This is a genomic window from bacterium, assembly GCA_035281585.1.
Taxonomy (GTDB): domain Bacteria; phylum UBA10199; class UBA10199; order DSSB01; family DSSB01; genus DATEDP01.
In genome coordinates this window covers 1-12,485 of the sequence record DATEDP010000098.1, presented here as the reverse complement: position 1 = coordinate 12,485, position 12,485 = coordinate 1, and the positions used below count along the sequence as shown (strand labels likewise).

General features: G+C 59.9%; 8 protein-coding genes, 1 tRNA gene, 2 rRNA genes and 1 pseudogene. 5 read left to right on the top strand and 7 right to left on the bottom strand.

The window, feature by feature from the left end:
- Positions 1-12 precede the first annotated feature (12 nt).
- The 3 genes and pseudogenes from topA to VJR29_07735 all read right to left on the bottom strand — a co-directional run bounded on the left by topA (position 13) and on the right by VJR29_07735 (position 3,704).
- Positions 13-2,301, bottom strand: coding sequence for a type I DNA topoisomerase (gene topA, locus VJR29_07745; GenBank protein ID HKY63294.1), 2,289 nt, complete (start codon positions 2,299-2,301; stop codon positions 13-15).
- Positions 2,302-2,321: 20 nt separating this feature from the next.
- The gene (gene dprA, locus VJR29_07740) at positions 2,322-3,239 is read right to left on the bottom strand and encodes a DNA-processing protein DprA (GenBank protein ID HKY63293.1); all 918 of its coding nucleotides are present in this window, start codon (positions 3,237-3,239) and stop codon (positions 2,322-2,324) included.
- A gap of 192 nt (positions 3,240-3,431) precedes the next feature.
- A pseudogene (locus VJR29_07735) lies at positions 3,432-3,704 on the bottom strand (HU family DNA-binding protein).
- Between the two features lie 267 nt (positions 3,705-3,971).
- Between VJR29_07735 and VJR29_07730 the strand changes: the two are divergent.
- The 4 genes from VJR29_07730 (at position 3,972) to VJR29_07715 (ending at position 6,669) form a co-directional block, all read left to right on the top strand.
- Positions 3,972-4,047, top strand: a tRNA-Arg gene (locus tag VJR29_07730).
- A gap of 370 nt (positions 4,048-4,417) precedes the next feature.
- The gene (locus tag VJR29_07725) at positions 4,418-5,017 is read left to right on the top strand and encodes a glucosaminidase domain-containing protein (protein ID HKY63292.1); all 600 of its coding nucleotides are present in this window, start codon (positions 4,418-4,420) and stop codon (positions 5,015-5,017) included.
- Positions 5,010-5,258 carry a hypothetical protein gene (locus tag VJR29_07720; protein ID HKY63291.1) on the top strand — a complete coding sequence of 83 codons (249 nt, stop codon included), beginning with the start codon at positions 5,010-5,012 and terminating at the stop codon, positions 5,256-5,258. Before VJR29_07725 ends, VJR29_07720 begins: the two co-directional genes overlap by 8 nt.
- 31 nt (positions 5,259-5,289) lie before the next feature.
- The gene (locus tag VJR29_07715) at positions 5,290-6,669 is read left to right on the top strand and encodes a M20/M25/M40 family metallo-hydrolase (protein HKY63290.1); all 1,380 of its coding nucleotides are present in this window, start codon (positions 5,290-5,292) and stop codon (positions 6,667-6,669) included.
- Here VJR29_07715 and VJR29_07710 read toward each other — a convergent pair.
- Positions 6,666-7,325, bottom strand: coding sequence for a hypothetical protein (locus tag VJR29_07710; protein ID HKY63289.1), 660 nt, complete (start codon positions 7,323-7,325; stop codon positions 6,666-6,668). The two genes, VJR29_07715 and VJR29_07710, sit on opposite strands and share 4 nt — an antisense overlap.
- 38 nt (positions 7,326-7,363) lie before the next feature.
- The gene (locus VJR29_07705; protein HKY63288.1) at positions 7,364-11,017 is read right to left on the bottom strand and encodes a Calx-beta domain-containing protein; all 3,654 of its coding nucleotides are present in this window, start codon (positions 11,015-11,017) and stop codon (positions 7,364-7,366) included.
- A 465-nt stretch (positions 11,018-11,482) separates the two neighbouring features.
- On the opposite strand from VJR29_07705, the gene VJR29_07700 reads away from it, so the two are divergent.
- Positions 11,483-11,965, top strand: a complete 483-nt coding sequence (locus tag VJR29_07700; GenBank protein HKY63287.1) for a hypothetical protein — start codon at positions 11,483-11,485, stop codon at positions 11,963-11,965.
- Positions 11,966-12,027: 62 nt separating this feature from the next.
- Here the strand turns inward: VJR29_07700 and rrf are convergent.
- Both rrf and VJR29_07690 read right to left on the bottom strand, forming a co-directional pair.
- Positions 12,028-12,144: ribosomal RNA gene (rrf, locus tag VJR29_07695) — 5S ribosomal RNA — on the bottom strand.
- A 150-nt stretch (positions 12,145-12,294) separates the two neighbouring features.
- Positions 12,295-12,485, bottom strand: a 23S ribosomal RNA gene (locus VJR29_07690); the annotation flags it as partial.

Sequence of the window (12,485 nt, the reverse complement as noted above, 5' to 3'; positions counted from 1 at the left end):
GCTAAACTTGCCTTAACCTTCCGCGGCCTGAGCCGCGGACTCCAATGATTTCTGATAGCCGCACTCTTTGTTGGGGCAGACGACCCGATTGCCTTCCTTCTTGGTGTATTTCTGCAGGAGGTAGGGCGAAGCGCATTGCGGACAGGCCTCGGGCAAGGGCCGGTCCCAGAGGGCAAACTTGCAGTTGGGATAGCCGGTGCAGCCGAAGAAAGACTTGCCGCGCTTGGTCTTGCGCTCGCTCAAGGGCTTGCCGCAATCCGGGCAATTGACCCCGATCGGGATCGCCTTGGTCGACTTGCACTCCGGGTAGCGGGTACAGGCCAAAAACTCGCCGAAGCGGCCGCGCTTCACCGCCATCGGGGCGCCGCATTTTTCGCAAACCTCGTCGGTGGTCTTCTCGGCCGCGGCCTTGTAGGCCCCGCCTTCGCGCTGGACTTCCTTGGTATTTTTGCACTCGGGATAGCCGCTGCAGGCCAGGAACTCGCCGTGTCGGCCCCACTTCACCACCATCGGCTTGCCGCACTTCTCGCAGCTCAGGTCGGTGGCGATCTCCTGGCGCTTCAGGTCCTTCATGTCGACCTTGGCCTTCTCCAGCGTCTCGGAGAAAGGCTGATAGAAGTCCTCGAGGGTGGCGGTCCAGCTCCGCTTGCCCTCCTCGACCTCGTCGAGCTCCTCCTCCATCTTGGCGGTGAACTCGATATTCAGGATCTTGGGGAAATGGGCGGTCAGCAGGTCGTTGACGATCGTGCCGAGCTGGGTCGGACGAAATTTGCCCTCGATCTTTTCGGCGTACTTCTTGTCCTGGATGACGCTGAGGATCGAAGCATAGGTCGAGGGCCGGCCGATGCCCTTCTCTTCCAGCTCCTTGACCAGTGAGGCCTCGGTGAAGCGCGGCGGCGGCTGGGTGAAGTGCTGCTTGCCGTCGAGGCCCAGGAGCTTGAGAGTTTCGCCCTCTTTGAGGTCGGGCAGCTGCGCCGACTCTTCGTCCTCTTCGGCAACCTTCTCCTGCTCGTCGTAGCCTTCCATATATACTTGGGTAAAACCGGCGAACTTGAGGATGGACCCGGTGGCCCGGAACAGGGCCGGGCCGGCCTCGATGTTGAAAGTCGTCTGGTCGTAGATTGCCTGGCTCATCTGGCAGGCGACGAAACGTTTCCAGATCAATTCATAGAGCCGGAACTCGTCGCGGCCGAGGAAAGGCTTGACCCGGCTGGGCTCGAACTCGATCGAGGTCGGCCGGATCGCTTCGTGGGCGTCTTGGGCGGCCTTCTTGGTCTTGTAGATCCAGGGCGAGGCCGGCAAGAAGGCGGGGCCGTACTTCTGGGCGATGTATTCCCGGACCTGGCCGACCGCGTCCTCCGACAGGCGGGTCGAGTCGGTGCGCATGTAAGTGATGAGGCCGACCGGATCGCCGTCCTCCAGCTCCACGCCTTCATAAAGTATCTGGGCCAAGGTCATCGTCTTCTTGGCGCTGAAGCCGAGCTTGCGAGCCGCTTCCTGCTGGAGCTTGCTGGTGACGAAGGGCGCGATCGGGTTGCGTTTGCGCTCACGGCGGACGACTTCCTTTAAAACGAAGGGAGCCTTTTCCACTGTGGCCTTGATGTCGTCGACGATTCCTTGGTTGCCGAGCTCGGCCTTCTCGCCCTTCCATTGGGCCAGCTTGGCCAAGAAAGCCGGCGGCAAGGAGCCTTCGAGGTTGGCGGTCAGCGACCAGTACTCGACGGGAACGAAGGCTTCGATCTCCTTCTCGCGCTCGCAGACGATGCGAACCGCCACCGATTGAACCCGGCCGGCGGAAAGTCCCCGCTTGACCTTCTCCCAAAGGATGGGGCTGATCTTGTAGCCGACCAGGCGGTCGAGGATGCGCCGGGCCTGCTGAGCATCGAAAAGATGGGAATCGAGCTCGACTGGATGCTGGATGGCCTGCTGGACCGCTTTCTTGGTGATCTCATTGAAGAGCACCCGGTGGACGGTCACCCCGCCGGCTTTCTTCTTGCCCAGGCCCTTGATTTCGTCGGCGATATGCCAGGCGATGGCTTCGCCTTCGCGGTCGGGGTCGGTGGCGAGAAAGACCTTTTCGGACTTTTCGGCGGTCTTGGTGATCTCGTCGAGGACCTTCTTCTTGCCCTTGATCACGACATAGGTCGGCTTGAAGTCCTTTTCGACCTCGACCCCCAACTTGGAAGTGGGGAGGTCCTTGACGTGGCCGACCGAGGCCCGAACCACGTAGTCCTTCCCGAGATATTTTTCGATCGTCTTGGCTTTTGCCGGCGACTCAACGATGACCAAAGATTTTGCCATACACTAATCTAAAGTAATCTTTAGGTTTTTGACAACAACTCCCGATGGGCCGGATGAAGGCCGAAGCATTTGCCCGGCATCTCCTCCAGCCACCCCTCTAAAACCAGGCCTTGCAGCAGGCCAATGACCTGAGCCGTGGCTAAATGGCTCATGGCGGCGATTTTGTCAATGTGTGCCGGCTGGAAGCCTATGATTTTCAATATGTTATACTCTTCGGGGGAGAGGCGGCCGAGGCTTGGCGCCGACTTCGAGACGGCCGCCGGGGAGGTCTTCCGGCTGGACGGAGGAGGCTGCAATCCCAAATCGACCAAGATCTCCTCCGGGTCCATCAAGAGCTTGGCTCCCTGTTGGATCAGGCGATGACCGCCGCGGTTATTGGGCGAAGCGGCGCGGCCGGGCACCACATAGATGTCGATGCCGAGGTCGAGCGCAAAATCGGCCGTGATCAGGGCCCCGCTTTTCTCGGGAGCCTCCACCACGACCAAGAGATCGGCCAGGGCGGCGATCAGTCGATTGCGCTGCGGGAAATGCCAGGGCGCCAAGGGCGTTCGAGGCGCCAACTCCGACACCAGCAAACCCTGGCTCAGAATGTCCCGAGCCAGCGGCCGATGCCGGGGCGGATAGATCTGATCCAGGCTCGAGCCAAGGACCGCCACCGTCGCCAAGCCGGCGTTCAAGGCCGAGCGGTGGGCCATTCCGTCGATGCCGATGGCCAGGCCGCTCACGATGACCGGGGAGCAAGGCCGAAGCCCGATGATCAGCGACTCACAGTAGCGAAGAGCCTCGACCGTCGCGTGTCGGGTCCCGACCACCGCGATCCAAGGCCCGGCCTGCTGGAGCAAGGCGAGCTCTCCACGGAAATAGAGGCCCGTCGGCGGATCGGCCAAACGGTTCAGCTTGGCGGGAAATCGCGGATCGCCGGCGGCAAAAAAATCCATGCCTGGAGATCAGCAAGTACCGGGCCAAAAAGAGCGGGGCTAAAGCCCCTCGCTACGAAAGTAGCCAGTTGCTTTAGCCCCGCCTCTTCTTAAATCCTAAAATCAGTGAGAAGGATGGGAGGGCATGGTCTCACCGCTGCGGGAGACCTCGGAACCGGAGCCGCCGGAGCCGCCGCTCGGCTTGACCGCGCCACCGTCGACCCGCTCCTTAAGCTCTTTCCCCACTTTGAAAAAGGGGAGCTTCTTGGGCTGGACCTCGATCGACTCGCCGGTGCGAGGATTGCGCCCGGTATAGGAGCCGTAATCCCGGTTGACGAAACTGCCAAATCCGCGAATTTCAATACGATCTCCGCGGACCAACGCCTCGGTCATCGAATCGAAAACCAAATTGACGACTTCCTCGGCCCGTTTTTTCGGGACATTGCCTTTTTCCGAAATAATTTCAATAAGTTCGGATTTATTCATGGCATCCCCCTTCCTTCCAGAAATTCCATGAAACCGCTTAACCCCCGAGAATTACTTTAAAAATACCAGGCCACTCCAGAAGCGGTCAACACTTAAATCATTTGGTATTTTTAAAGGATTCGCCGGCTTAGCCAAGATAGTAACTGATCGGTTACAAAAATGAGGGGCCCGCAAAGTCATATCAGGCCGGCATTTGCGCCGAACGGAAAAGCACGCGGCAATTTCCATCGACAGCGCCGGAGCCATGATTTAGAGCCGAGAAAAATCGCCTCCGTAGCTCAGGGGATAGAGCAGCGGTTTCCTAAACCGTTGGTCGCATGTTCGAATCATGCCGGAGGCGCCAGTGCACGATGGATTGAACACATGAGCACTGTCATCCTGAGCGGGGCCCCGGTCGAACGCCGCGAGGTTCGAGTGAGACCGGGGGGAAGGATCTGCGACCTACCAAGGAACTGTATAAAACAAGGCCCCTTCGTGTCTTCGGAGGGATTCCGTAGAAACGAAGGAGCTTAGAGCTTTCAAGAACCTTGGGCAGTCGCAGATCCTTCGCTTCGCTCAGGATGACGAGTCCCCCGGATGACAACGGTTTGCCAAACCGTTGCCCGCATTTCGAATCCTGCCGGAAGCACTAGTTTTAAAATCGGTCTTCGCCTTTCATCGCCGCCAATTTATTTCGAATAGAGCCTGGAGTCGGACTTGCTCCTCCAGGCTCCATGAATTTTCGCCTTCTCCCCTCCTCCGAGCTCGAACCGCAAATCCAACCTGAATTTTGGGAGCTGCTCGCCGCCGGTCCTCGACCCTTCGCGGCCAGCACAGTCCCGATCCCGCCCCCAAAACCGCCGGCAAGCTCGGCGCAGCACGCTTTCTTCGAACGCATCCTGCCCTACGCCCTGGAAACGCAAGCCATGACCGGGATCCCGGCCTCGGTGACGATGGCTCAAGCGGCTCTCGAATCGGGCTGGGGCAAACATGCCCCGGGAAATAATTTCTTCGGCATCAAGGGCCGCGGACCGGCGGGGAGCCAGAAGCTTTGGACCCGTGAATTCAGCGGCGGACAGTGGCGCCGAACGCTTGCCGACTTCCGCCGCTACCACGATCCGGTGGAAAGCTTCCTCGATCACGCCCTGGTCATCTCCGAAGGCCGCTATCTGAAGCACGCAATGCAGCACACCGGCTCGGCCAAGGAGTTCGTGCGAGCCCTCCAATCGGGAAAAGCCAAATACGCCACCGATCCCGACTATGAAAATAAGATCCTGGGGTTGATTTCGCGCTACGGCTTGGAACGTTACGACATGGGAAAGCCTCATGCCTGATCCATCACCTTTTCTTTCCGAAGGCGAGATCGAAGCCCGGATTGATGAAATGCCGGAGCTCGCCTTCTTCCGCTCCAACCCCGCGCCGCTGATCATCTTCCGCTCCCGGCCCAGCCGGCAGGACCCGGTCTTCGAAATCCAGCTGGCCTTCGATTTGGGCGACCGGCTGGAAACCTACCAATGGCTGTGGATCGACGCCTTGGAGGGACGGGTCCTGAAAAGGATCCCCGAATATCCGTGACGGGCCTGAAGGCCCTTGCTACAGGAAATCCATGAAGGCGCTGAGACACCTTTTTCTTGATGGTTTGGCGTTGCTGCTTCTCCTGCCAAGCCCCAGCCCGGCGGCCGAGCCCCTACCCACTCTGGAGCTCGTGAAAAAATTGATCGAGATCGACACCAGCAATCCGCCGGGCAAGGAAAAAGCGGCGGCCGACTTCCTCCGCGACTACTTGGCAAGCTTCGGAATCGACGCCGAGGTCCTCGAATCGGCGCCGGGACGAGGCAACTTGGTGGCCCGGCTCCGCGGCAGCGGCGAAAAGCCGGCCCTCTTGCTGCTCGGGCATCTCGACGTCGTCCCGGCCGAAGCCGGTGATTGGCAAAGCCCGCCTTTCCGGCCGGCGGTCCGCGAGGGCTATCTTTACGGCCGCGGCGCTCTCGACATGAAATCGCTGGTGGCCTTGGAGGTTCAAGCCTTCATCCAGGCCCACCGCGAGGGCAAGCTGAAGGGCGATTTGGTCTTGGCCCTGACCGCCGACGAGGAGGCCGGAGGAAAATTCGGGGCCCAATTCCTGATCGATCGTCACTGGGAAAAGGTCCGCGCCGACTTCGTGCTCAACGAAGGCAGCGTCGGACAAGACCGCGACGGCATGCATCTCTATCCGATCCAAGTGGCCGAGAAGGGCGTGGCCTGGACCCGTCTCAAAGCCAAAGGCAGCTCCGGCCACGGCTCGATGCCCGCCCAGGACAATGCGGTCGCCTTCCTGCTCACCGCCATGGAGCGCTTGACCGCCAAGGCTCCGCCGATCCGCAAGACCGAGATCAGCGCTGAATTCCTCCGGCGTGTGGCCGGCCATCAGAGCTTTCCCCGCTCCTTCCTGATGCGGCACCTCTTTTCACCGCCGATCCGCTGGCTGGCCGACACCGTCTTCGCCGACAAAATCGCCAGCGACAAGGTGCTCAACGCCATGCTGCGCGACACTTTGGTTCCCACGGTGCTTCAAGCCGGGTTCAAGACCAACGTGATCCCCAGCGAGGCGGTCGGTGAGATCGACGCCCGGCTCTTGCCCGGCCGCAGCCCCGAGGATTTCCTGGCCGAGATTCGAAAGCGGCTCGAGGGCCTGCCGGTCGAAGCTGAGCTCTTGCAACAAAATCCACCCAACGCCTCGCCCTTCGACACGCCTTTCTTCCGCGCTTTCGAGAAGGCGATCCGCGAAGCCGACGATCAAGCCCTGGTCCTTCCTTTCATCTCGCCCGGAGCAACCGACTCTCGTTTCTTTCGGGAGAAAGGCATCGTCGCTTATGGCTTGATTCCCCTCTTATTGAAACCTTCCGATTTGGCGGGGCTGCACGGGAAGGATGAAAGAATTCCGGTCGCGGAGCTGGAGCGCGGAGAAAAAATTTTGCATCGCGTGGTGCAGGAAATGCTTCATTAGATGCAATCTGGCAAGGAGGACGCTTCGGTGCAGGCATTGGCCCGATAGATCAAACGGAGGGTCGAGGCATTGATCCGCGTCTCGGCCGGCAGTCCGGCCGCCGCGAAGTTGTCGGCCGTGAACTGGACTCCGTCGAGCAGCTGGATTTCGAAAAAGCCCCGATCGTCGCCGGCCAGGCCGAGAAAGGCCGGAAGCGGCAAGGTCTCTCCCAAATAATGCAGGAGTCCGTTGCCGAAGCCGGCATGGCCCGAAGTCGGCGAAAGACCGGCTCGCAAGCCGTAGCCGAGGCCGCCTGAAATGAAGCAGGAAGCCGGGGTGAAGTGGGCCGCCGCGCCTTCGCCGGTGACCTCAAAGCAGCCGAGCCTTTGGGGCCGCTCTTCGACCGGAACCTCTGCGAAAGCGCTCTGCAATTGACCCAAGATCCGATCGCGGGCCTGGCTCAAGAAAGAGACGTAGAAGGTCCGCTGCTCGGCCGCGTTGCGAAACCGGGCGCCGCGCAGTGCCTCGGCGGCCTCGCCGCGCAGGAGATAGTCGCCCGGATGGAGCTGGCTCAGGTCGACGGTCGCCAGGGCCTCGCGCTGAATGTTGGGAAACTCGTTGGGGCTTATCACGCGACCGCTGCGCATCGCGCGGGTCACTGCCTCGAGGACGGACATATCGCCTCCTAATAAGGCCCCCAATGGTGGATTTTCGCTTATATCGCCCGGCGCCGCCGGAGGTTGCTAAAGAATAACGCCCCCGCCAACCCCAAGCCGAGCAGGCTCCAGCCGCCCGGCGAAGGGCTTCCGCTTTGCACGGCCTGCAGCTGGCAACCGCCGCCGGCAATCGGGGGAACCCCCGGAACCGTCGGGAGAGCGTCGCAGGCGTCGCCGAGCCCATCGTCGTCGGTGTCAATTTGGTCGGGGTTGGCTGCGCTCGGACAATTGTCGATGGACCCATCGACCCCGTCGCCGTCATCATCATGGAAAGGCGGTTCGATGATGGCCTCGCAAGCATCGCCGATTCCGTTTCCGTCAGAATCGACCTGCTCGGGATTAATCACCGTGGGACAATTATCCTCTCCGTCGGGAACTCCGTCGCCATCGATATCGCCCGGCTGCGGCGTCGGACTGGGCGTCGGCGTCGGCACCGGCTGGCAGGCCGGATCGGCGCTGCAATCAGCATCGGCGCAATCGACGTCCGCGTCACTGTCATCGCTCACACCGTTGCTGCAATCGTTCTCCTCGGCGTCGCAAGCATTGCCGATGTCGTCGCCATCGGTGTCTTCTTGGCCGGGATTGGAAACCGCCGGGCAGTTATCGACCCCGTTGACCTCGCCGTCGCCGTCACCGTCCTGGCAATCGTTGCTGGCCGAGCAGTCGGAGTCGGCGCAATCGACGTCGCCATCGGTATCGTCACTCACCCCATTGGCGCAATCGCCCTCCACCGAATCGCAGGCATTGCCGATACCGTCGCCGTCGGTCTCTTGCTGGCCGGGATTGGAAACCAAGGCGCAGTTGTCGGTCCCGTTGGCCACGCCATCGCCGTCATTGTCGCCGGCAGGATTGGTGCAAGCCGCGTCGGCCGAGCAATCGCTGTCCAGGCAATCGATGTCGCCGTCGGTGTCGTCGTTGAAGCCGTTGTTGCAAGCGCCTTCGGTCGTATCGCAAGCATTGCCGACCCCGTCGCCGTCGGTTTCCTCCTGGCCCGAATTGGCCACGGCATCGCAGTTGTCCACCACATTGGGCACGCCGTCGCCGTCGTCGTCGATGCAGTTGGCCGCGGCCGAGCAGTCGCTGTCGGCGCAATCGGCGGCGGCATCGGTGTCGTCGCTGGTGCCGTTGTCGCAGTCGTCTTCCACGGTGTCGCAGGCGTTGCCCGCGCCGTCATTGTCGGTGTCCTGCTGGCCGGGGTTGGAGACCGCCGGGCAATTGTCGGAGATGTCGGGAGTCCCGTCACTGTCGCCGTCGACGCAGTTCGAAGCCAGGGCGCAATCCGGATCGGCGCAATCGACGAGGGCATCGGTGTCGTCGGTCACGGTGTTGTCGCAATCGTTCTCCAGGATGTCGCAGGCATTGCCATTGCCGTCGCCGTCGGTGTCTTCCTGGCCGGCGTTGGACACTTCGGGGCAGTTGTCGGTCCCATTGGTCACCCCATCGCTGTCGCCATCACCGCTCGGATCGACGCAGGAAGGATCGGCGCTGCAATCGTCGGTGTCGGCGCAATCGACCAACAAGTCGCCGTCGTCGTCATCGAGGTTGTTGCAGATCTCGGGCTGAATGCAGGCCGGGTCGGCATCGCAGTCGGCATCGTCGCAATCGACATCGTTATCGTCGTCGTTGTCGGTCGAGTCGTCGCAGATCTCCTGGCAGCTCGGCAAAGAGCTGCAGTCGGAGTCCTGGCAGTCGACGTCGCTATTGGCGTTGTCGTCGATGTCGTTGGTGCAATTCTCATCATCGTCGTCGATGGTCAGCTCGGCCGCCGCCGGATCGCCGAGGGCAGCACCGCCGACCGGGTTCTGCAGCAACAGATCCACTGTCTCGTTGGATTCGAACTCGTCGTCGTCAACGATGGAGATATCGAATGTCTTGCTGCCCATTTCGCCGTCGGCCCAAGTCAGGGTGTCGGCCGCCAGGCCGTAGTCGCCGGGTTGGGCGGCGGAATCGTCCTGGGTCGTGTAGTCGACGCTCACTTCGCCGCCGGCGCCGCCGACGCGGTTGACGGTGATCGTGACGGTTCCGTCGCTCTCCTCGGCATCGTAGGTGTCGGAGCTGAACTGGAGGAGGCCGGGCTGTTCGGCCAAGAAGAGATCGATGGCGTCGTTGGCGTCAACCCCCGGCGCCAGCAAGTCGGTGGCTTCGCTTTCGTAGACGACGAAGCGCCCGGCCGCGTCGACCTGGGCCGGTCCCGAAGCCCCGTCGGCCTCGCCGGTCCCGTCGATCTTGGGGCTCATCAGGTAGTTCAGGTTCAGCGCCAGGTTGCGGAGAATGACGTCGGTGCTGCCGGCGAAGGTGGTTCCGGCGACCAGATCATCGGCGCTGGTGGTGAAGGCGATGTAATTCCCGTCGGAGCTCAGATCCGGCGAGAAGGAGCCGCCCGAACCGCCCTCGAGGCCGTCCGACCGGAGGCTGACCAGGCTGAGGTCGCCGATGGGGAAAATCCTCAAGTAGACCTGGGTGGTAAAATTGTTGTCGGTGATCGTCAGATCGCTGGCTTGGCTATCAAAGGCGATCTTGGTGCCGTCGGCCGAGATCGTCGGATTGATCGAGATCGCATTGCCGGCGCTGGTTCCGGTGGTGTCGACGCTGAGCAAGGTATTGGTACCGGCGGTCCAAGCGAAGACGTCGCGGCTGCCGTTGCCGTCGGAGATCCCGGCGACCAAGTCGGTCGCGAAGCTCTCGTAAGCCACCACCGTGCCGGTGGCGTTGATGACCGGATTGTCCGATTGGCCGTTGCCGCCGTCGTCGCCGGAGCTATTGCGGCTAATCATGGTGATGGCGCCGGAGGAACGTTCATAGAGAAAAATATCTTCGTCGAAATCGGTCGCATCCTCGATGCCCGAAACCAGATTGTTCGCCGAGCTGACGAAAACGACGAAATTCCCATCGGCGCTGATTTTGGCCTTGCTCGAAGTGCTGTTCGCCGTGTTGTCGGTGGGTCCGCCGGCTTTCATGCTGACAAGCGTGATCGTGTCGCTGGCGACATCATAGAGGAAGATGTCGGAGCCGCCGTTGGCGTCGTCGTTCTGGTTGGCCGGCAAATTGGAGTCGTTCAGGAGATTCCGGGCGTCGGACTCGAAGACGATATAATTGCCGTCGGCGCTGACCGATGGATTGCGCGACTCCCCATTGCCGCCGTCGCTGCGATCGAAATTAGGCGTGGCTAACTTGTTAACGCCGGTGGCGACGTCGAAATAATAAACTTGGGCGGCAATCGTCGTCACGTCTCCGGTCGGGAGAATGTCGGTGGCCGCGCTTTGATAGGCGACCAGGCTTCCGGTGGAGTCGATCGCCGGCTGGCGGGAGGTGCCGGCGCCGGAGTTATCGCCGGCGTCGTTGACGCTCACGAGCTGGATAATCCCGGTGGCTCGGTTCCAGAGGTAGACATCGTCCAAATTGCCGGCGATGCCATTGTCCTCCGAGAGGGAGCTCAAATCCTGCGCCCGGCTGGTGAAGGCGACCCAATTGCCGTCGTCGCTCAGCGCCGCATCCTTCGAATCGGGGGTGCCGCCGCCCGGTGCGGTGCCGCTATTGCCGCCGGTGCCTTCGCTGACCAAGACCGGCACGACCGCGGCAGCCGTCGATATCGCCAGGAAAAAACCAAAAAATATGGAGATGACCCTAAGAAAACGATGAGAAAGAAATCCCATGCTCACTCCTCCCCGATACCCAAAATTTCGGCACAGGATTAATGAGATGGGGGCATTTTGCAAATCCCTTTTGACGATTTGAGTCAGAAAGGTGTTTTCAATAGAAAACAGAAAAAACCCCGATCTCTTTCGAGACCGGGGTCTAATTTAAATCCAGTGGCGACCTACTCTCCCACTGATTGAAAAATGAGGTTGTCGGACCAAAGATGCCTCGCTACAATTTTCTCACCGCCAAGAATAAGCTGAATTTTAAGGAGAAATAGGGGGGGGGGCAGATATGGGGTTTATTTTTCGGGGCAAGGTCAGACCTACCTTTTTGTTTCTTGTTCTACTTTCTTCCTTCTTTCCGACCAAACTATTTGCAGCCACCATCATGGCCACCCTATGAACATGGTCACCCTATGAATTTGCCCTGGTGGGAAGATTCAAGACAAAAACCATCATCAATCATTGGAGGAGTCTAATATGAAACTTTTGAAAACAAGACTTATGTCGATCGCCGCGACTACGATATTGAGCATCGCTCTTGCGGCCGGAATCGCAAGTGCCCAAATACCCGACGACGACGGCAAGATCCACGGCTGCTACAGTACCACCACCGGCCGACTGCGTATCATTGATCCGGCGATCACAGACTGCATTAGCAGCGAGAATGCGATTTCCTGGAATCAGGGCGGCATCCCCGGCTACGAGCGGTTGTCTATATCGGGGACTGCCCCTGCCGAGTCGGTCTCTGTGGTCCTTAGGGCACAATGCCCTTTGGGGAAAAAAGTTCTCGGTGGGGGGTTTCATGGTATTATAGGCCAACTTAAGCTTCAGCAGTCATTTCCACAGGAAAGAATAGATGAGAACGGCGACCTCAGGTCAGGCTGGCAGGTTTTGGTTTCGAACCCCGGTGATTCTCCTGAGCAATTTACCGCCTATGCGATCTGCGCATTTGTCGATTAATTCTTCTGCAATGTCCAAAAACAAAACCCCCGCCTCTTTCGAGACGGGGGTCTTTAATTTAAATCCGGCGGCGACCTACTCTCCCACTGAGCTGCCCCAGCAGTACCATCGGCGCTGAATGTTTTCACTTCCGAGTTCGGGATGGGATCGGGTGGTACCCATTCGCTAAGGCCACCGGAAAGCCTTATCCAACGCCCCCCAGCGCGGGGGTCGTTGAATTTGATAATTGCATACGATCTTTTGAAGTCTATCCGTTTAATGTTCGCAGAATCTGACCAAATATCTTGCTCTGATAAAAGCTTGTGGCTTTTCCCTAGCAGGATAAAAAAATGGTCAAGCCGAACGACCGATTAGTACTGGTCAGCTAAGAATATTGCTACTCTTACACACCCAGCCTATCAAACTCGTAGTCTACGAGTGGTCTTCTTACCCCTCACGGAGTTGGGAGAACTTATCTTGAGGTCGGTTTCGCACTTATATGCTTTCAGCGCTTATCCGATCCGGACCTAGCTACCCGGCG